The 18,082-nt window shown below is 67.1% G+C and carries 21 protein-coding genes; 8 read left to right on the top strand and 13 right to left on the bottom strand.

Features of this window, described 5'->3' with window-relative positions:
- Nucleotides 1-122: 122 nt before the first annotated feature.
- The 13 genes from AVT10_RS02845 to flgB all read right to left on the bottom strand — a co-directional run bounded on the left by AVT10_RS02845 (nucleotide 123) and on the right by flgB (nucleotide 11,257).
- Nucleotides 123-1,109: a flagellar motor protein MotB gene (locus AVT10_RS02845; protein ID WP_066688172.1), complete on the bottom strand. Its 987-nt coding sequence runs from the start codon at nucleotides 1,107-1,109 to the stop codon at nucleotides 123-125.
- A gap of 3 nt (nucleotides 1,110-1,112) precedes the next feature.
- The gene (gene motA / locus AVT10_RS02840) at nucleotides 1,113-1,976 is read right to left on the bottom strand and encodes a flagellar motor stator protein MotA (RefSeq protein WP_066688170.1); all 864 of its coding nucleotides are present in this window, start codon (nucleotides 1,974-1,976) and stop codon (nucleotides 1,113-1,115) included.
- Between the two features lie 131 nt (nucleotides 1,977-2,107).
- The gene (locus tag AVT10_RS02835; RefSeq protein ID WP_066688165.1) at nucleotides 2,108-3,229 is read right to left on the bottom strand and encodes a flagellin N-terminal helical domain-containing protein; all 1,122 of its coding nucleotides are present in this window, start codon (nucleotides 3,227-3,229) and stop codon (nucleotides 2,108-2,110) included.
- Between the two features lie 8 nt (nucleotides 3,230-3,237).
- A complete protein-coding gene (gene flgK, locus AVT10_RS02830; protein ID WP_066688163.1) occupies nucleotides 3,238-4,575 on the bottom strand; it encodes a flagellar hook-associated protein FlgK in 1,338 nt (445 codons plus the stop codon).
- Nucleotides 4,572-4,925, bottom strand: coding sequence for a rod-binding protein (locus AVT10_RS02825; RefSeq protein WP_232307850.1), 354 nt, complete (start codon nucleotides 4,923-4,925; stop codon nucleotides 4,572-4,574). Before AVT10_RS02825 ends, flgK begins: the two co-directional genes overlap by 4 nt.
- A 2-nt stretch (nucleotides 4,926-4,927) precedes the next feature.
- Complete coding sequence (locus AVT10_RS02820; RefSeq protein WP_066688156.1) at nucleotides 4,928-6,022, bottom strand: flagellar basal body P-ring protein FlgI; 1,095 nt, start codon at nucleotides 6,020-6,022, stop codon at nucleotides 4,928-4,930.
- Nucleotides 6,023-6,030: 8 nt separating this feature from the next.
- Complete coding sequence (locus tag AVT10_RS02815; protein ID WP_084401264.1) at nucleotides 6,031-6,720, bottom strand: flagellar basal body L-ring protein FlgH; 690 nt, start codon at nucleotides 6,718-6,720, stop codon at nucleotides 6,031-6,033.
- Entirely contained in the window at nucleotides 6,701-7,489 is a 789-nt protein-coding gene (flgG, locus tag AVT10_RS02810) for a flagellar basal-body rod protein FlgG (protein ID WP_066688155.1), read from the bottom strand. Before flgG ends, AVT10_RS02815 begins: the two co-directional genes overlap by 20 nt.
- Before the next feature lie 12 nt (nucleotides 7,490-7,501).
- Entirely contained in the window at nucleotides 7,502-8,254 is a 753-nt protein-coding gene (locus AVT10_RS02805; RefSeq protein WP_066688154.1) for a flagellar basal body rod protein FlgF, read from the bottom strand.
- A gap of 213 nt (nucleotides 8,255-8,467) precedes the next feature.
- A complete protein-coding gene (locus AVT10_RS02800) occupies nucleotides 8,468-9,775 on the bottom strand; it encodes a flagellar hook protein FlgE (RefSeq protein WP_066688153.1) in 1,308 nt (435 codons plus the stop codon).
- 42 nt (nucleotides 9,776-9,817) lie between these two features.
- Nucleotides 9,818-10,492, bottom strand: coding sequence for a flagellar hook assembly protein FlgD (locus tag AVT10_RS02795; protein ID WP_066688152.1), 675 nt, complete (start codon nucleotides 10,490-10,492; stop codon nucleotides 9,818-9,820).
- Between the two features lie 2 nt (nucleotides 10,493-10,494).
- Nucleotides 10,495-10,902 carry a flagellar basal body rod protein FlgC gene (flgC, locus tag AVT10_RS02790; RefSeq protein ID WP_066688151.1) on the bottom strand — a complete coding sequence of 136 codons (408 nt, stop codon included), beginning with the start codon at nucleotides 10,900-10,902 and terminating at the stop codon, nucleotides 10,495-10,497.
- A 4-nt stretch (nucleotides 10,903-10,906) separates the two neighbouring features.
- On the bottom strand, nucleotides 10,907-11,257 hold the full coding sequence (gene flgB, locus AVT10_RS02785) for a flagellar basal body rod protein FlgB (protein WP_066688150.1): 351 nt from the start codon (nucleotides 11,255-11,257) through the stop codon (nucleotides 10,907-10,909).
- A gap of 191 nt (nucleotides 11,258-11,448) precedes the next feature.
- On the opposite strand from flgB, the gene AVT10_RS02780 reads away from it, so the two are divergent.
- The 8 genes from AVT10_RS02780 (at nucleotide 11,449) to fliA (ending at nucleotide 18,004) form a co-directional block, all read left to right on the top strand.
- The gene (locus AVT10_RS02780) at nucleotides 11,449-12,102 is read left to right on the top strand and encodes a motility protein A (RefSeq protein ID WP_232307849.1); all 654 of its coding nucleotides are present in this window, start codon (nucleotides 11,449-11,451) and stop codon (nucleotides 12,100-12,102) included.
- Nucleotides 12,099-12,665, top strand: coding sequence for a hypothetical protein (locus AVT10_RS02775; RefSeq protein ID WP_066688148.1), 567 nt, complete (start codon nucleotides 12,099-12,101; stop codon nucleotides 12,663-12,665). The genes AVT10_RS02780 and AVT10_RS02775 overlap by 4 nt, the downstream gene beginning before the upstream one ends.
- Entirely contained in the window at nucleotides 12,662-13,192 is a 531-nt protein-coding gene (locus AVT10_RS02770; RefSeq protein ID WP_066688146.1) for a hypothetical protein, read from the top strand. The genes AVT10_RS02775 and AVT10_RS02770 overlap by 4 nt, the downstream gene beginning before the upstream one ends.
- A 236-nt stretch (nucleotides 13,193-13,428) precedes the next feature.
- Nucleotides 13,429-13,737, top strand: a complete 309-nt coding sequence (flgM, locus tag AVT10_RS02765; protein WP_066688144.1) for a flagellar biosynthesis anti-sigma factor FlgM — start codon at nucleotides 13,429-13,431, stop codon at nucleotides 13,735-13,737.
- Nucleotides 13,724-14,062 (top strand): hypothetical protein, encoded by a 339-nt coding sequence (locus tag AVT10_RS02760; protein WP_066688143.1) that lies wholly within the window; start codon nucleotides 13,724-13,726, stop codon nucleotides 14,060-14,062. The genes flgM and AVT10_RS02760 overlap by 14 nt, the downstream gene beginning before the upstream one ends.
- A 194-nt stretch (nucleotides 14,063-14,256) precedes the next feature.
- The gene (locus tag AVT10_RS02755) at nucleotides 14,257-15,165 is read left to right on the top strand and encodes a flagellar biosynthesis protein FlgJ (protein ID WP_066688141.1); all 909 of its coding nucleotides are present in this window, start codon (nucleotides 14,257-14,259) and stop codon (nucleotides 15,163-15,165) included.
- Nucleotides 15,165-17,261 carry a flagellar biosynthesis protein FlhA gene (flhA, locus tag AVT10_RS02750; RefSeq protein ID WP_198158486.1) on the top strand — a complete coding sequence of 699 codons (2,097 nt, stop codon included), beginning with the start codon at nucleotides 15,165-15,167 and terminating at the stop codon, nucleotides 17,259-17,261. The genes AVT10_RS02755 and flhA overlap by 1 nt, the downstream gene beginning before the upstream one ends.
- Entirely contained in the window at nucleotides 17,258-18,004 is a 747-nt protein-coding gene (gene fliA / locus AVT10_RS02745; protein ID WP_066688139.1) for an RNA polymerase sigma factor FliA, read from the top strand. The genes flhA and fliA overlap by 4 nt, the downstream gene beginning before the upstream one ends.
- The last annotated feature ends 78 nt before the right edge of the window (nucleotides 18,005-18,082 follow it).

The raw sequence follows: 18,082 nt of genomic DNA, 5'->3' as shown, positions 1-18,082 counted from the left end.
GCAGGCGGGGGGCCAGGGCCAAGCGCGACAAACGTCGCTTATGACGCTCCTGGACCCCCGCCTGCGCCGGGGTACGGGGGTCAGGTTCTACTAAAGGAAATTCCTGTCCCGGCACGCCCCCCTCAATGCGCCGGCGTCTCCCGGCCCGGCCGCGGCACGTCGGCGCGGTCGGCGGGGCCGCTGTCGATGCTGGCCATGCGCGAGCCGCCAAAGCCTTCGGTCGCCTGATAGAGGAGCGTGATTGCCACGCGGCGGTTGCGCGGGTCGTACGGGTCCTTGGCGATCATCGGCTCGCGGTCGGCCACGCCCTCGATCCGTTCGAAGCGGCGTTCGCCGACGCCTCCCATGGCTAGGCGGCGACGCGTCGCCTCCGCCCGGCCCGACGACAGCATCCAGTTGTTCATGTCCTGCGGCCGGCCATAGGCGACGGCATCGGTATGCCCCCGGATCATGATCGTGTTGGGCAGGTCGCGGACCGTCTGCGCGATCAACGCCATCAGCTTGGCCGCTTCGGGCGCCATTGCCGTGGTGCCCAGCGCGAACATCGAATAATCGGCATTGTCGACCAGGTCGATCCGCACCCCGTCGCGCGTCGGCACGAAGCGGACGTTGCGTGCCAGCTTGCGCAACTCGCCGTTGGTGGCGAGCTTGCGCGCCAGTTCGCGCTTCACGCGCTCGAACGCCTTCTTGTCGGACTGGGTCAGTTCGGACTTGTTCTTCAACCGGCCCTTGTCGCCCGCCCCTTCCTTCGCACCGCCATTGGCGTCGACGGGAATGGTCAGCGACCGGGTGCCGGTCTGCGCGGCGCGATGGGGATAGCTGTCCTGGTCGACGATCGATTCGCCGCCGAACAGCCCGTTCGATCCGGCGGCGCCCGCCTTCACCTCGACCAGGGTCGGTGCGAAGAAGTCGGCCAGCCCCTTGCGCTGCTTCTCGGTGGTCGCGCCCAGCAGCCACATCAGCAGAAAGAACGCCATCATCGCCGTCACGAAGTCGGCATAGGCGACCTTCCATGCACCGCCGTGATGGCCGCCATGGCCCTCGGCGATGATCTTCTTGACGATGATGACGGGGGGCGGCTGGTTATTGCCGTGCGGTGCCTTCGCCATGGATCAACGCCCGCGCAGGCCGTCAAAGACTTCGGCGAACCCCGGCTGGTTGTGGTGCGGAATGCCCGAGCGCGCCGCTTCGATCACCAGCGGCTGCGGATGGCCGTGGAGCGAGGCGATGATGATCTGCTTGACGGTGTGATAGATGGCGGCGTCGGCATCGATCACCTGCTGCAACCGGCCGGCCAGCGGCCCGACCAGACCATAAGCGAGCAGAATCCCGAGGAAGGTGCCGACCAGCGCCGACCCGATCATGCCGCCCAGGATCGAGGGCGGCTTGTCGATCGACCCCATCGTCTTCACCACGCCCAGCACGGCGGCGACGATGCCGAGTGCGGGCAGCGCGTCGGCCAGCCCCTGCAGCGTCGCCTGCGGGCCCTGTTCCTCGTGATGGTGGGTCTTGATGGCGTTGTCCATGACCTCCTCGACAGCGTGCACGTCCAGCGTGCCCGACGATACGACGATCAGGCGCAGCGTGTCGGCGATCAGGTTGATGAGCGTATGGTCCTTCATCAGCCGCGGATATTCGCTGAACACCGACGACGATTTCGGGTCCTCGACATGCGGTTCCAGCGCGATCGGCCCTTCGGCGCGCAGCATCTTCATCAGCTTGGACACCAGGAAGATCGCGTCGAGATAATCCTGCTTCTTGTATTTGGGCCCCTTCAGCACCTTCATGAAGCCGCTGCCCATGCCCTTCAGCTCACGGCCCGAATTGCCGATGATGAGCGCGCCGACCGCCGCACCGCCGATGATGAGCATTTCGTGCGGCAGGGCGTGCAGCACGGGACCGAGCGAACCGCCGGTGAAGGCGAACCCGCCGAACACCATGGCGATAAGGACGACGAAGCCGATGGCCGGAAACATATGGCGCTTGCCCCTGGGTTACTAAATGGCGCCCCGCCGGTCGCGGCGCGTCATACGAAACCCCTTTTGCGCGAGAGACGTCGAGAAATCGTTACCGTGCCCGAATTCAGGGGTCGCACGGCGCAAATCGGTCACTTCAGATAGTTGAAGAGCGACAGGTTCGCGAGCTTCGAGATGGTCGCCTGGGTCGCGTTGAGGATCGTCAGCGTCTTCTGGAACTGCACCGTCATCGTCGCGATATCGACGTCCTCCAGCGAGCTGCGCGCCTCTTCGCGGTCGATGCCGACCGTTTCCAGCTGAGTCGATTCGATCTCCAGCCGCGCCGCGCGGGCGCCGTTGGCGGCGCGGGCGGCGGTGACCTGCGCCTCGGCCGAATCGAGCTTGTTCAGTGCCGAGCTGATCGCCAGCGCATATTTGCTGCGCGCGGCCTCCGCGTCGAACGGTACGGGGGTAGCGGGGTCGGTCGTACCGGCACCTCCGGTCGTACCACCGGTGCCGCCCGTACCTCCGGCCGTGCCGCCCGTACCTCCGGCCGTGCCACCCGTCCCGCCGGTCGTGCCGCCGGCCCCACCCGTCCCGGTCGATCCGGCGGCTTCGGCGGCGGCGGCGGTCAGCGGCATTTCCATCGCCGCCTTCAGGTCGTCGATCAGCTTGAAGATGTCGGTCGCGCCGGTCGCGCCGCCGAAGACGCGGCTGCCATCGATGCCGACCTGGATCTGGCTGGCGTCGCCGATGCGGATCTGCGCCGTCGATTCGACATCGACCACCGTCGCGCCGGTCGCATCGATGCCGGTATATTTGATCGCGCCGTCGGCATCCTTGGCAAAGGCGACGTCGCCCAGGCCGCCGAAAATCGCATGGCCGCGCACGTCGCGCGTGTTGGAAAGCGCCAGCAGCCCTTCGCGCAGCTGGCCCAGTTCGGTCGCGATCGACATACGATCGGCATCGTTCAGCGTTTCGGTGCCGGCCCGGGTCGCCAGTTCGCGGACGCGGACCAGCCGGTCGTCGACATTGCCGAGCGCCGTGTCGGCCTGTGCCAGCAAGCCGCGCGACAGGGTAATGTTGGCGCGAAAGGCCGTCGCGTCCGCCTCGTCCTTCTTGATGCCGCCCAGCATCATCCACGCGGTCGAATCCTGCGACGCGACGTTCAGCTTCTTCGTCGCCAGTTCGCTCGTATAGCGGTTCAGATCGGCGTTCAGCCGCGACATCTGCGCGGCGGAGCGGTTATAGAAGCTGGCGGTGGAGATCTGCATGCTACGTCCTATCGGATCGCGAGAATCGCATCGAGCGTCTCGCGCGCGACCTGGATCACGCGGCTGGACGCCTGGTACGCCTGCTGGAACTTCATCAGGTTGACCGCTTCCTGATCGAGATTGACGCCCGCCGACATGTCGCGGGCATCGATCGCGGAATCGCGGATCGACCCCTGCGCCTCCGCCACGGTCTTGCGCGCGGCCAGCGCCGACCCGTTGCTCGACTGCAACGCGACCAGCTGCGTTTCCCAGGCACCCGCGCGCCGTGCCTCGGCCAATATGCCCAGGTTGCCGCTGTCGCGCGGCCCCTTGCCGACCCGTGCCGCCGCGATCCTGCTCGCATCGTCGAACGCCAGAGTGACGCGGCCATCCGCGTCGATGGCGAACATCTTGTTGGCGTCGCCGGTATTGCCCTTGAGGTCCTCGCCCTGGGTCAGCGCGCCGTTCACGCCATCGACGAACTTCTGCGCGAGGTCGCGGACGTCGGCGCGCATTTCCTTGATACGCTGCGCACCGTCGATCATGCCGGCCGTCGTTCCGCCGCGCGGGCTGAGCACGGTTTCCTTCCCGTCGCGCATCGCGGCAAAGACCGGCACGCCGCTGTCGTCGTCACGCCACACCCGCACGGTCGATGCCTGGATGCCGTGGACCAGTGGCGGGGTATCCCCCGCCCCCGCGCGGACGGTGACGCGGCCGACCGGATCGAACTGGACGTCGATGTCGATCATCTCGCTCATTTCGTCGAGCGTCCGGTCGCGCTGGTCGAGCAGCTGCGCCTCGCCGACCGATCCGCGCGCGACGCGTGCCAGCCCGTCGTTGATGCGGGCAAGGGCGGCGGCGTTGTTCGAAAGCTTTTCGGCGACGTTGCCGGCCATCGCGTCGAGATTGGTCGCCGCATCGTCCAGCGCCTTGATCGTGCCGGAAAAGGACTGAGCGACGCTTTCGGCCTCCTCCATCATCGCCTGGCGCGGTGCATCGGCCGAGGGGTCGGACGACAGGGTCGTCGCGGCGTTGAAGAACGAGGTCATGCGCGTGGTCAGCGCGCGGCTGCCCAGCGCATCCTCGATCCGTTCCATCCATACGATGCCGCCATCGCTGCGCGACACGTCGGAGGTCGTCTGGCGGACATCCGCCGATCGGAAGGCATCGGCGGAACGCGCGATGCCGGCAACGGTCACGCCGCTGCCGGTCAGCTGCACCGACGACCCCACGCCGATTTCGGCGAGCGTGGTCGTGCGGCGCACATAGCCGGGGGTGCCGGCGTTCGCGATGTTATCCGACGTGGTGGTCAGCGCCGACTGATAGGCCCTGACGCCGCTCGCCCCGATCGACAGCAGGTCGCTCATCCGCTCTTCCCTTCAGAGGGGTTAACGGCAGATTGCGGTGCGGCTTGCGTCGAATTGACGGTATCCGCCTCGGTAACCTTGTTTGCCTTCGCGAGAAACTCGGTCATCGCCTTCCCGATCCCCATCGGCGTCGTCACCGCCATGTTCTCGGCGAGCTTCTGGTCCCACATGTCGCGGAACTGGGTACCGGCCTTGTTCTCGAACAGGCCGTCGGCGAGCTTCGCCTGCCGCATGGATTTCAGCATCATGCCGGTGAAGACCGCTTCGAACCGTTCGCCTGCGGCCTTCAGGTTCCTGTCGGTGCCCAGGCGGCTGGTGTCGACCCCGATGCCGGTCGTCGCGCCGATCACGCTCACAGGACCACCAGCTCGGCCTTCAGGGCACCCGACTCCTTGAGCGCCTCGAGGATCGCGACCAGATCGGCCGGCGACGCGCCGATCGCGTTGATCGCCTTCACGACGTCGGCGAGCTGCGGTCCGGGTGCCAGCAGGAACATCGGCTTGACTTCCTGCTCGACGGTCACACCGCTCTTCTGTTCGAGCGCGGTCTGACCCTGGCTCAGCGGCGCGGGCTGGCTGACGCGCTGGTTCTCGTCGATCTTCACGGTCAGCTTGCCATGCGTGACCGCGGATGGCGCCAGCCGGACTGCAGAGCTGATGACGATCGTCCCGGTACGGGCGTTGACGATGACGCGTGCCGCCGTTTCGGCCGGCTGGACCGGAAGATTCTCGACCTCGCTCATCAGCATCGACCGGGTATCGGCACCCGGCGCCGCGCGCATCGCCACCGATACCGCGTCGATCGCGGTCGCGGTGCCGGCGCCGAAGCGGCGGTTGATCGCGCTCGCGACATTCTGCGCCGTCGTGAAGTCGGCCTGCGCCAGGTTGAAGGTCAGCGTCGGCGCGGTGGCGAAGCCAGTGTCGACCGTGCGTTCGACCGTCGCCCCGTCGGGGATGCGACCGGTCGAGGGGATGTTGACTACGATCTTCGACCCGTCGGCGCCTTCGGCACCCAGACCGCCGACCGCGAGATTGCCCTGCGCCATCGCATAAATCTGCCCGTCGGCACCCATCAGCGGGGTCATCACCAGCGCACCGCCGCGTAGCGACTTGGCCTTGCCCATCGAGGCGACGGTGACGTCGATCCGCTGGCCGGGCTTGGCGAAGGCGGGCAGTTCGGCGGTGATCATCACCACCGCGGCATTCTTCAGCCCCGGGTTGATCCCCTGCGGCAGTTGCAGCCCCATGCGCGACGTGATCGCCTTCACCGACTGTACGGTGTATTCGAGATTGTCGTCACCGGTGCCGGGAAGCCCGACGACGATGCCATAGCCGGTCAGCTGGTTGGACCGGATGCCCTGGAAGCGGCCGAGGTCCTTGACCCGTTCCGCCGAAGCGGGCTGGACCATCAGGAAGGCGGCGGCGAGGATGGCGAATAGGAGGCGCATGGGCTGTCCTAGAACGGGCTGACGACCTGGAAGAAGCGGCTGAGCCACCCCTGCCGGCTGGCGCGGGCGACATCGCCCTTGCCGGTGTAGGAAATGCGGGCATCGGCGACGCGGGTCGACGGCACGCGGTTGTTGGCATCGACATCGGCCATGCGGACGATGCCCCTGATCGCGACGAATTCGTCCCCGCGATTGAGCGTCACCTGCTTGCGGCCCTGCACCAGCATCGTGCCGTTAGGATAGACTTCGGCGATCGTCACCGACAGTTCGCCCGACAGCGCGTTCGTCTGGTCGGCCGATCCGCCGCCGTTGAAGTTGCGCTTGCCCGATGCCGACGCGATGTTCGGGTCGAACGACAGCGGCCCGACCGATGGCGGCGTGATGCCGAAGCCGCCGCCGCTGTCCAGCTTCGAACCGGCCGACTTGGACGCGCTGGTGCGTTCGACCAGCACGATCGTCAGCGGGTCGCCGACCTTCTTGGCGCGCCAGCCTTCGTACAGGGCGGCATAGCCCTGATCCGCCTGAAAGATCGCACCGGTCGCGACGACCGTGGCCACCGGCGGCGCGGGGCGCGATGCCGAATAATCCTCGGGCGGCAATTTCCTGCCGAACAGGGGGCGGGCGGTTGCCGGCATTGCCGCCAGCACGACCGCGGCGAGCGCGAGGCTGCGCACGGCTTCAGATGTTCTGGTTGACATATTTCAGCATCTCGTCGGTGGCCGAGATCATCTTCGAATTGACCTCATAGGCGCGCTGCGTCTCGATCATGTCGACGAGTTCCTCGACGACGTTGACGTTCGAACCCTCCAGCATCCCCTGGCGGATGCGAGCCCGGCCATCGAGGCCGGCGACGCCGGTCTGCACCGCACCCGATGCACCGGTTTCGATCAGGAAATTGTCGCCGATCGGCTGCAAACCGGCCGGATTGGCGAAGGTCGACACCTGGATCTGGCCGATCGGCGTCGCTTCGGTCTGGTTCGGGATCGTCGCGCTGACCGTGCCGTCACCGCCAATGGTGATCGAGGTCGCCCCCTCGGGCAGGGTGATGCCGGGCATCACCTGATAACCCTCGGTCGTGACCAGCATGCCCTCTGGCGAGCGGCTGAAATTGCCGGCGCGGGTATAGCCGAGCTGGCCGCCGGGCAGCTGCACCTGGAAGAAGCCGTCGCCTTCGAGTGCCATGTCGAGCGTGTTGCCGGTCGACGACAGCGATCCCTGCGTCTGGATGCTGGCGGTGCCCTGGATCTTGACGCCGGTGCCGAGGTTCAGGCCGGTGGCATAGCGCGATTCCGCGGTCGAGGCGGCGCCCTGTGCAGTCACGATCTGGTAGCTCAGCGCCTCGAACGAGGCGCGGTCGCGCTTGAACCCGGTCGTGTTGACGTTCGCCAGGTTGTTCGAGATGACACGCATGCGCGTGTCCTGCGCGTCCAGCCCGGTGCGGGCGATATGGAGTGCGGCATTGGCCATCGTGTCTTCTCCTTAACTCTGGACGCGCATCAGGTTGGCGGAGGATTCATCCATCTCCTTCGCCTGCTTCAGCATGCCCGCCTGCACTTCGTACGACCGCTGGTTCTCGATCATGTCGACCAGCGCCTGCGTCATGTTGACGTTCGACTGTTCGAGCGAACCCGAACGGACCTTGGCGGTCATGTCGCCGGGCAGGACGCCGCCGCCGCGGACGTGCAGCAGATTGTCGATACCCTTGACCGTCTGGCTGCCCGCCGTGCTCGCCAGCTTGATCTGGCCGATTTCCTGGTCCGGCGTGCCGGCGGGTGCGCCCTGCGGCACGATCATCACCCGGCCATCGGCGGTGACGGAAATCGCCTGGTAGGGCGGCACGGTGATCGGCCCGGTCGCGCCCATGACCGGCAAGCGATCGCCGGTTTCCAGCGTGCCGGCGGCAGAAACCTGCAGGTCGCCGCGGCGGGTATAGGCTTCGGTGCCGTCCAGCGCCTGCACCGCCATCCAGCTGTCGCCTTCCATCGCGATGTCGAGCGGGCGGCCGGTCGCGAGGATCGCGCCGGCCCGCCGGTCCATGTCGCGCACTTCCTCTGACGAGGGCGAGCGGGATTCGAGTTCGCCGTTCTTGCCCTTCAGCAACAACTGTTCGAAATCGACCTTGTCCGCGCGATACCCGATGGTCGAGGCGTTCGCGATGTTGTTCGCGATCGTCGCCTGCGACGCCATGTGGCCGCGCAACCCCGACATTGCGGTATAGACCAGCCGGTCCATCGAAACCTCCCAAGTATGACCCTCGCTACACAGCAAGGGTCATGCCAGTTTCATGGGTTATGCCTGTTCGAAAATGCGTCGAGACGCATTTTGCGGCACCAGCCCGCTCCCCCACCCGGCCACCCACACGGTATCCTCGATGGGTGGTCGGGTGGGGGAGCGGGCTGGTGCCGCCTCAAAACGCGCTCTTTCGCGCGTTTTCAAACAGCCTTATTACGCACGCAGATCGAGGATCGACCGCGTGATCTGGTTCGAGGTGTCGAGCGCCTTCGAGTTCGCCTGGAAGTTGCGCTGTGCGGCGATCAGGCTGACCAGTTCCTCGGTGATGTCGACGTTCGACCCTTCGATCATGCCCGACATCAGCGAACCCGCGCCGTTTTCGCCCGAGCTGGCGAAGCTGGGGTCGCCCGACAGGCCGGTCGCCTGCCAGTTGCTGTTGCCCATCTGGCGCAGACCGGCCGAGTTCGAGAAGTTGACGATCGCGACCTGGCCCAGCGCCTTGGTATCGCCGTTCGAATAGCTGGCGGTGACGATACCTTTTTCGTTAATCGTCACGCCCTGCAACCGGCCGACGGCGACGCCGTCCTGCTGCTGCGTTTCCAGCTTGAACGGCTTGGTCGTCGCGACGGTGGTGGTCGGGAAGGTCAGCTTGATCTGCTGCTGCGCCACGCCGCTGGCCGGCATGAACGAGTCGAAGGTCGTCGCGACCGGGGTGGTGAACTTGCCGGTGGCATCGAAGGTGATCGTCACCGCCTGCGTTCCCGGCACCGCCGGGGTCGTGCCGGTCGCAGGCGTGCCGCCCACTTCCATCGCCTTGTCGCCGACGAAGCTATAGGCTTCCCAGGTGCTCGACAGATCGGTCGGGTCCGCCTGCGGCGCGGTGGTGCGGACCATATAGGTGGTCATGGTCATCGGGTTGCCGGCGCCGTCATAGACGGTCGTGGTCACCGCTTCGTTGTAGCTGGTCGAATCGAAGCGGTTGAACGGGGTCGTCGTCGGCTTGACCGAGCGGGCGTTCATGTTGAGGCCGAGCTTCACATCCTCGGTGCCGGTCGGCTTGCCCGAGGTTTCGAACAACACGAGGTCGGCCAGCGAATCGCGGGTGGTCGACACGACGTTGCCCGACCCGTCGACCGGATAGACCTGCAGCCGCGCGCCCTGCGCATCGGTGACGAACTGGTTCGAATCGACGCGCAGCGAGCCGTTGCGGGTGAAGGTCAGGCCGTCCTTCGTGGGATCGGGCTTCAGCGCGAAGAAGCCGTCGCCGGCGATCGCGATGTCGAGCGACGAGGACGACTGGACGAGGTTGCCTTCGCCGAACTGCTGGCGGTTGCCCTTCACCACGGTACCCGACCCGACCATTTGCGTCGGCGCGACCGACAGGTTGGACGCGATCACGTCGGCGAATTCGGCGCGGCTCTTCTTGAAGCCGGTGGTGCCGACGTTGGCGAGGTTGTGCGAGATCGACGCCATGTCGACCTGCGAAGCCTTCAGACCGGAGAGCGAAGTGTAGAAGGACATGGGATTTGCTCCTGCGAAAATTCAGATGAAAGGGTTGGAATTTCAGGCGATCTTGCGAACGGTATCGGCCAGCACCTGCTGACCGTCGGACAGCGTCAGCATCGGTTTTCCGCCATTGGGCATGACGGAGGAGACCCCGGCCCAGGCAAGGTTGCGAGCCTTCACCACCTGTCCGCTGGCATCGCTGGCCGCGACGCTGATCGTGTAGGGGCCGGCGCCGGCGGCGCTGCCGTCCTCGGTCTTTCCGTCCCACTGGTAATCGACCATGCCGGTAGGCTGCGCACCCAGCGACACGGCACGGGCGAGATTGCCGTTGGCATCGCGAATCTCGACCTTCACCTGCGCGGCGTCGCCATCGAGCTCGACCGCACCGGTGACATTGCCCTTGGTATCGGCGGTGGCGGTCGCGCTGTCGGTCAGGACGGCCTTGCCGATCCACGACACCGCGTCGCTCGCACCGCTGCCGGCCAGGCGGGCGGACAGCGTCTTCAGGGTCGAACTCATTTCGGTAATGCCCGACAGCGACGACATCTGCGCCATCTGCGCGACCATCTGGCCGTTGTCGGTCGGGTTGAACGGGTCCTGATATTGCAGCTGTGCGGTCATCAGCCGCAGGAAATCGTCCTGGCCCAGCGAGCGCTGGCCCAGTTTCGCCTTCGCCGCGGCGTCGTTCGCGCCCTTTACCGTCGGGATGTTCTGGATGGCGGTGGTGGTCATGATCAGCGTCCCAGGCGCAGCGTTTCGGTGATGAGCGACTTGGCGGTCGACATCACCTCGACATTGTTCTGATAGGTGCGGGCGGCATCGAGCATGTCGACCAGCTCGCGCGGTTCATCGACGGCGGCTTCCCACACATTGCCTTCGGCATCGGCCAGCGGGTTGCCGGGATCGTGGCGCTTGGCCGGCGCCTCGCCCGCCGTCACGACCTGCGCCGCATCGACCGTGGCGAGGCCGCTGGCGGCATCGAAAGTGGTGCGGAACACCGGCTTCATCGTGCGATAGGCGCCAGCCTCAGTCTTCGAGACCGCACCGGCATTGGCGAGGTTCGAGGCGGTGGTGTTCATCCGCACCAGCTGCGCGGACATGGCGCGGCCGGAGACTTCGAAAATGCTCATGGGTTGGGGCATTTGTTTACTCGCCCTTCAGCGCGCGGGTGATGGTGGAAATGCGGCCGTTCAGGAACGCGAGCGTCGTCTGATACGCGACCGCGTTTTCGGCGAAGGCGGTCTGTTCGGTGACCAGTTCGACGGTGTTTCCGTCGAGCGAAGGCTGGAGCGGACGGCGGTAGAGCGTGTTGCTGTCGATCGAGCGGTCGACATTGCCGCTCTGCTGCGCGCCGGCCAGCGCCGCGCGGAAGTCGACGTCCTTCGCCTTGAAGCCGGGCGTCGAGGCATTGGCGATGTTCGATGCGAGCATACCCATGCGCTGCGCCCGCACCTGCAGCGCGGCGCCGTGTATCCCGAACAGAGCATTGTCGGCCATCGGACGGTTCCCAAATCGGCGCGCCGGATGCGCGTCACACGGAAACACAGCAAAGGGCGTGCCAGTTTTCGCGAAACCCGCCACCCATGGTCCAATTGCCGCTTTTGCCGCCGCCGACCGGCAAGCGGCAACCGCATCCGGCAAGCCATTGCCGGCACGAAAACTGGCACCGTGTTTGCAGGGAAGCGGCCATGGACGCATCCATGTTCGCCCCCTATGCCGATCCGGTCGCCGCCGCCTTCGTGGTCGGCGGCACCTTCGTCGCGCTGCTGATCCGCACGCCGCCGGCCGATCTTGCCCGCGCGATCCGCGCGCTCGGCACGCTGGGCCGCAAGCCCTTTTCGGCCGAGGAAGGACTGGGCCAGATTGCCGCGCTGGGCCGCATCGCCAAGCGGCATGGCGTGATGACGCTCGACCGGTCGCGGATCACCGATCCCGACATCGCCGACGCCATCGCCGCGATCGTCGACGGCGTCGGCCCCGACGGCGTGGCGGCGACGCTGCGCCACCGCAACGAGGCACGCGCCGAACGGCACCTCGCCGCCGCCGACATGTGGACGGCGGTGGCCGAACTGGCCCCCGCGCTGGGCATGATCGGTACGCTGGTCGGCCTGGTGCGGATGTTCATGGCGATGACCGATCCGACCGCGATCGGGCAGGCGATGGCCGTCGCGTTGCTGTCCACCCTATACGGCGCGGTGCTGGCCGCGCTGGTCGGCATGCCGATCGCCGGACGGCTGCGCCGGCTGGGTCGCGCCGAAGCATTCGAACGTGCCCGTTTCGAGGCACCTCTGGTCGCGCTCGCCAGGCGGGAGCGACCACAATTCCGGGAGGCCGCAGAATGAGAATCCAACGTTTCGACCCCGCCCCCGGTCGCCCGCTATGGCTGACCACCTTGGCCGACCTGTCGCTGCTGCTGGTCGGGTTCTTCGTGTTCCTGCAGGCGGCGCAGGCCGTCGACAAACGCGCGCTGACTGCCGGCATCCGCGCCGGATTCGATGCCGAACCGATCCCGATGACAGTGGAACGCGCGGTGATCGAAGGCTTTGCGCCCGGATCGGCCGCCCTGCCCGCCGGCAGCGCCAACAGCGTCGAGTTCGTGCGCGGTGCCGCCGCCGACCGGCGCATCGCCGTCACGCTGACCGGCGGGACCGACGGCCCCGAAGCCGGCAAGGACGTCGACCCGACGACCGGCAGCGCCGCGATCCTCGCCACCGACCGCGCGCGCGCCGTCGCCGCGCTGCTGGTGCGCGAAGGCGCGGCGACGCCCGCGCAAATCGCCTTCGCACCGCCGGGAACCGGCGGGCGGGGCGTATTCATCGATCTGGGCTTTGCCGGTGAGCGGCAAGCCGTTGCCGACCGGCAAGCGCCGCTTGCCGCCCCTGCCGATGGAGCAGAGACGAAATGATTCGCCACAGCCTGTTCGCCGCGATGCTGATCGCGGTCCCTGCCACCGCGCAGACCTTTCAATCGACCGCCCAGCTCGACGAGGCGGTGGTGCAGTTCACCGGTGCCAGCATCGGCATGGACGGCGGCGCGCAGATGCCCGTCGATCCGCGCCTGAAGCTCGCGCGCTGTGCCATGCCGCAATTCGGCTGGCTGTCCGACCGGCAGGATGCGGTGGTCATCAGCTGCATGGCGCCGGCGTGGAAAGTCTATGTGCCGGTCCGCCGGATGACCCGCGTCGCCCCCGAACGCCCGGCGGCAGCGCCGGTCGCGGTCGTCGCCGCCAAGCCCGAACCGGTCATCCGCCGGGGCGACCCGATCATGGTCGAGGCCGGCGCACCCGGCTTCTCGATCACGCGTGACGGCGTGGCGATGGGCGATGCCCCGGTCGGCGGTCGGTTGATGGTGAAGGTCGATCCGGCCAGGCCGCCGATCCAGGCGATCGCGCTGGAATCGGGCCGGGCGGCGCTGCCGGGTTTTACAGGGTAGGCTGAGCCGATACGTCTGCCCAATCCGCATCGTACCCCCGCGCAGGCGGGGGCCCAGGGCGGCAGGCGCAGGCCGTCGTTCGACCCCCGCCTGCGCGGGGGTACGGCTCAAATGCGGACCGGTGGGCGTTCCCGCCCCCATGAAATCCGAAAAAATAACCCCCCAGTAATTTTTGCTAAAGAAGTCGCCGGTGCCGCCGTTTCTCCTCATGTCAGCAGTTCGTGAAGGACGGGGACATGGTGGATTCTGTCGGATCAAGGCTGGTTACGTCGATCGGTGGGCGCGGTGTCGCGCGGACCGAGGGGCAGGCACGCACGGAAACGGCACAAGCGCCGCAGGATACGGGCGCGCCCAAGAGCGGCGTGGCGCTGCTGTCCGGCGGGACCACCGCGCAGGCGATGGCGTCGTCGCCGCCGGTCGATACCGACCGCGTCGCGACGATCCGCAAGGCGATTTCCGAAGGACGCTTCCCCCTGTCGCCCGCCACCATCGCCGACCGGCTCATCGCCCTGAAACTCGATTGGAACAGCAATGAACCGGCGTGATGCGCTGATCCAGATCATCGACAGCCTGCATGCCGAGATCGCGGCGTTGCAGGCCAACGACATCATCGCGCTGGAGACCGCCACCGCAATGAAATTGCAGGGGATCGAGGCGGTCGCCGCCAATGACGACCTGCCGCTCGACGCCGAGCTGGAGACGCTGGCGCGCGAGGCGCAGCGGCTGAACGAGACCGCCCGCATCTACGTCAACCTGATGGCGGCCAATGTCCGCCGGCGGATCGACCAGCTGGCCGGCGGCGGTTTGCCGGCCTACCGGCCGGGAATTGCCGGCACCCCGCAGCGCATGGCTGCGGCGGCGTATCGGTAGGTTCGTTCCCGCTCTCCAAAGCGTGACCCCAGCGCAGGCTGGGGTCTGCTGCGGTTCCTGTCCCGCGCTGCAACCGGGAGATCCCAGCCTTCGCCGGGATGACGCTCGTGGCGAGCCTGACTGCGCACCCGATCCCAAACTGGCACGCCGCTTGCTTTTCTCGCTCCTGAACAGGGGAAGCGAAGTACAGCCCGATGAGTGTCGTTCCGGTAGAAGCCCGATCCTATGTCCATAGCGCGATCGCGAAGGCGAGCGCGCGGACCGGTGTCGATTTCAATTACCTGCTGGGCCAGGCGCAGGTCGAAAGCGGCCTGCAGGCCAATGCGCGTGCCGGGACGTCGTCGGCCACCGGGCTGTACCAGTTCGTCGAACAAAGCTGGCTGGGCGTGGTGAAGGCACATGGCGCCGAACACGGCATGGGCTGGGCATCCGACAGCATCCGCCAGGGCAGCAACGGCCGTTACTATGTCGCCGATCCGGCCGCCCGCCGCGCGATCCTGAACCTGCGCAACGACCCGCAGGCATCGTCGCTGATGGCCGCAGAGCATGCCGCCGACAACAAGGCCGCGCTGGAGACCGCGCTGGGCCGCTCCGCCACCGGCACCGACCTGTACATGGCGCATTTCCTGGGGCTGGGCGGTGCGCGCCAGTTCCTGACGACGATGCAGAGCAATCCCGACCGTTCGGCCGCCGGCATGTTCCCCGCCGCCGCCCGCGCGAACCGGACCATCTTCTACGGCGCCGGCGGCCAGCCGCGCTCGCTCGCCGAAATCTATGACAAGATGGCGACCAAGCTGGACCGCGGCGCGAGGGCCGGCGGCGGCAGCGGCGTCGACATGGGCGACATGATGGGCGGCTTTCCGGTCAACCGGATGCAGCCGGCGGTGATGATGAACGGCTTCGACGGCGACGTCATCCTCGGCAACGAGGCGCAGGGCAATGACGAGGCGTGGCTGGCGACGACGCTGGCCAATCTGAACGTCGTGCGCAGCCGCAGCGGCGACGCGACGACGCCTCAGGTGCAGATGGCCTCGCTCTACCGCCCGACCCCTGAATCGGCGCGCCTCGCCTATTCGATCCTCGCCAATCTGGGTAACGCGTGATGCAGGCGATCCTGAGCAATCCCAAGAGCCTGTTGCCCGCGATGCGCGGGTCGGCGCTGCCCGCCGCGATCCTGCTGCTCGTCCTGCTGATGGTCGTGCCGATCCCGGCGTTCATGCTCGACATCTTCTTCGTCATGAACATCATGATCTCGATCGCGGTGTTGATGGTCGCATTGAATGCGCAGAAGCCGCTCGACTTCTCCGCCTTCCCGACCGTGCTGCTGTTCGCGACGCTGTTCCGCTTGGGCCTCAACGTCGCGTCGACCCGCGTCGTGCTGGTGCACGGGCATGAAGGCGAAGCGGCGGCGGGCCATGTCATCGAGGCGTTCGGGACGTTCCTGATCGGTGGCGACTATGTCGTCGGCCTCTTCGTCTTCTCGATCCTGATCATCATCAACATGATCGTGGTGACCAAGGGTGCGGGCCGCGTGTCCGAAGTCTCGGCGCGCTTCACCCTCGACGCCCTGCCCGGCAAGCAGATGGCGATCGACGCCGACCTGAACGCCGGCCTGATCACCCCCGACGAAGCCCGCAACAAGCGGATCGAGACCGGCGCCGAAGCCGATTTCTACGGCGCGATGGACGGTTCGTCGAAGTTCGTGAAGGGCGACGCGGTCGCCGGCCTGCTGATCCTCGCGATCAACATCGTCGGCGGCCTGATCCTCGGCGTCGTCAGCCACCAGATGGCGGTCGGCGAAGCGGCGCAGACCTATGTCCTGCTCGCGATCGGCGACGCGCTGGTCGCGCAGGTCCCCTCGCTGCTGCTGTCGATCGCCGCCGCCGCCATCGTTACCCGCGTCACCTCCACGTCTTCGCAGGATCTGGCCGGCCAGATCGGGACGCAGTTCGCGTCGCACCGCACCTGGGCGCCGGTCGCCGGTATCCTGGGGCTGCTGGCGATGCTGCCGGGGATGCCGTTCCTCGTGCTGGCGCCCGCCGCCGGCATTGCGGGCTTCGCATCGTGGAAACTGGGCAAGATCAAGAACGCCCCCCCGCCCCCGCCGCCGGTCGAGGCGCTGCCCGAAGCAGCCGACCTGTCGAAGATCTGCTGGGAGGAAGTGGCCGACACCTGCCACATCATGCTCGACATCGGCTATGGCCTGGTGCCGCTGGTCGACGAGCGCAAGGGCGCGCCGCTGATGAGCCGGATCACCGGGGTCCGCCGCCAGCTGTCCAAGGAACTGGGCTTCGTCGTGCCGCAGGTGAAGGTGCGCGACGATATCAACCTCGCCCCCTACACCTATCGCATCTCGATCGGCGGCGTGGTCGTCGGCGAGGACATGGCGTCGGCGACCGAGATGCTGGCGCTCGACACGGGCCAGGCGGTCGGCATGCTGAACGGCAAAACCGCCAAGGACCCGACCTTCGGATTGGACGCGGTGTGGATCCAGCCGGGCGACGCCGATGCAGCGACGGGTGCCGGCTATCTGGTGGTCGATGCCGGGACCGTCATCGCCACGCACCTGAACCATGTGCTGACCGTCAATGCGACCGAGCTGCTGGGTCCGGACGAGGTGCAGGCGCTGCTCGACGGCCTCAAGGACCGTGCCGCCAATCTGGTGGCGGCTTTGTGCCCCAACCCGCTGACGCTCACCACGCTGACGCAGGTGCTGCGCGCGCTGCTGGCCGAGAATATCACGCTCAAGGAATTCCGCCGTATCGCCGCCGCGATCGTCGTGGTCGCCCAGCGGACGCAGGATGCCGACGAGATCGTCGAGCTGATCCGGCCGGAACTGGGCGCCCTCATCATCCAGAAGCTGTGCGGGGTGCGCGAGCCGCTGCGGGTGATGACGCTCGAGGGGCAGCTGGAGGCGCTGCTGGGCCAGGCGATGCGGAACGATCCCAGCCGCCGCCACGCGATCGAACCCGATCTGGGCCGTCGCATCGTCGACGCGCTGACCAACGCTGCGCAGCCGCTGATGGCCGAGGCCAAGCCGTTCGCGCTGGTCGTGCAGCCGTCGATCCGCGTCGCGATCCGCAAGCTGATCAAGTCCTACCTGCCCGACACCCCCGTCATGAGCTTCTTCGAAGTTCCCGAGGACAAGGCAGTCGAAGTCGTCGCCGTCATCGGCGCCCCGGAGGCCATCGCAGCATGAACGCCCCCTTCTTCCCCCAGCCCGAGCTGAGCACGCCGGTCTATACCCGGCATGCGAAACCGAACGACGGCGACGCGATCGTCCGCCGCCACCTGCCGCTGGTCCGCCGGATCGCGTGGCACGTCCATGGTCACATGAGCACGATGGTCGATGTCGAGGACCTGGTGCAGGTCGGCCTCGTCGCGCTGGTCGAGGCGGTGCCGATGTTCGAGGATCGCGGCACGGTGACGTTCGAGCAGTATCTCGCCACCCGGCTGCGCGGGGCGATGATCGACGAACTCAGGCGACAGGCGACGATCAGCCGCGGGGCGATGAAGCGGCGGCGCGACTATGCCAAGGCGGTGTCGAGCCTGACGGTGGAGCTGGGCCGCGCGCCGGTGCCGGCGGAGATCGCCGACCGGCTGGGCGTGCCGCTGGGGCGGCTGCGGGTCGATTATGCCGATGTCCAGTCGGTGCAGTTCGATTCGATCGACGACGTCTATACCGACGAGGCGCCGTGGTTCATGGACGACGGCCCCGACGCGTTCGAGGCGCTGGCCGAGGGTGAGTTGCGGAGCACGCTGATCGCCGCGATCGCCGCGCTGCCCGAGCGGGAGGCGCAGGTGATCCAGCTTTATTATGTCGAGGAACTGAACCTCGAGGAGATCGGGCAGGTGCTGGGCGTCGGCGCAGCGCGCATCTGCCAGATCAAGAAGGCGGCGCATGAGAAGCTGAAACGGGCGTTGGCGCGAGCTTCGGGGTAGTTTTCTTTTATTTCCAAACGCTTGAGCGGGGTCGGACCAGGGGTTCGGCCCCTCACATGGGAGTTCTCAGGTCAAGAG

Origin of the sequence: Sphingomonas hankookensis (assembly GCF_001619955.1) — a bacterium.
GTDB classification, from domain to species: domain Bacteria; phylum Pseudomonadota; class Alphaproteobacteria; order Sphingomonadales; family Sphingomonadaceae; genus Sphingomonas; species Sphingomonas hankookensis_A.
This window is presented reverse-complemented; position numbering and strand designations above follow the sequence as displayed.

Bases quoted from the DNA above. Each gene is read 5' to 3' on its own strand.
- AVT10_RS02760 (WP_066688143.1), top strand. From the start codon at position 13,724: ATGAACCGGCGTGATGCGCTGATCCAGATCATCGACAGCCTGCATGCC.
- AVT10_RS02835 (WP_066688165.1), bottom strand. From the start codon at position 3,229: ATGCAGATCTCCACCGCCAGCTTCTATAACCGCTCCGCCGCGCAGATG.
- AVT10_RS02845 (WP_066688172.1), bottom strand. From the start codon at position 1,109: ATGGCGAAGGCACCGCACGGCAATAACCAGCCGCCCCCCGTCATCATC.
- AVT10_RS02820 (WP_066688156.1), bottom strand. From the start codon at position 6,022: ATGCGCCTCCTATTCGCCATCCTCGCCGCCGCCTTCCTGATGGTCCAG.
- AVT10_RS02800 (WP_066688153.1), bottom strand. From the start codon at position 9,775: ATGTCCTTCTACACTTCGCTCTCCGGTCTGAAGGCTTCGCAGGTCGAC.
- AVT10_RS02755 (WP_066688141.1), top strand. From the start codon at position 14,257: ATGAGTGTCGTTCCGGTAGAAGCCCGATCCTATGTCCATAGCGCGATC.
- flgB (WP_066688150.1), bottom strand. From the start codon at position 11,257: ATGGCCGACAATGCTCTGTTCGGGATACACGGCGCCGCGCTGCAGGTG.
- motA (WP_066688170.1), bottom strand. From the start codon at position 1,976: ATGTTTCCGGCCATCGGCTTCGTCGTCCTTATCGCCATGGTGTTCGGC.
- flgM (WP_066688144.1), top strand. From the start codon at position 13,429: ATGGTGGATTCTGTCGGATCAAGGCTGGTTACGTCGATCGGTGGGCGC.
- flgC (WP_066688151.1), bottom strand. From the start codon at position 10,902: ATGCCCCAACCCATGAGCATTTTCGAAGTCTCCGGCCGCGCCATGTCC.
- flhA (WP_198158486.1), top strand. From the start codon at position 15,165: ATGCAGGCGATCCTGAGCAATCCCAAGAGCCTGTTGCCCGCGATGCGC.
- flgG (WP_066688155.1), bottom strand. From the start codon at position 7,489: ATGGCCAATGCCGCACTCCATATCGCCCGCACCGGGCTGGACGCGCAG.
- AVT10_RS02770 (WP_066688146.1), top strand. From the start codon at position 12,662: ATGATTCGCCACAGCCTGTTCGCCGCGATGCTGATCGCGGTCCCTGCC.
- AVT10_RS02815 (WP_084401264.1), bottom strand. From the start codon at position 6,720: ATGTCAACCAGAACATCTGAAGCCGTGCGCAGCCTCGCGCTCGCCGCG.
- fliA (WP_066688139.1), top strand. From the start codon at position 17,258: ATGAACGCCCCCTTCTTCCCCCAGCCCGAGCTGAGCACGCCGGTCTAT.
- flgK (WP_066688163.1), bottom strand. From the start codon at position 4,575: ATGAGCGACCTGCTGTCGATCGGGGCGAGCGGCGTCAGGGCCTATCAG.
- AVT10_RS02795 (WP_066688152.1), bottom strand. From the start codon at position 10,492: ATGACCACCACCGCCATCCAGAACATCCCGACGGTAAAGGGCGCGAAC.
- AVT10_RS02775 (WP_066688148.1), top strand. From the start codon at position 12,099: ATGAGAATCCAACGTTTCGACCCCGCCCCCGGTCGCCCGCTATGGCTG.
- AVT10_RS02780 (WP_232307849.1), top strand. From the start codon at position 11,449: ATGGACGCATCCATGTTCGCCCCCTATGCCGATCCGGTCGCCGCCGCC.
- AVT10_RS02805 (WP_066688154.1), bottom strand. From the start codon at position 8,254: ATGGACCGGCTGGTCTATACCGCAATGTCGGGGTTGCGCGGCCACATG.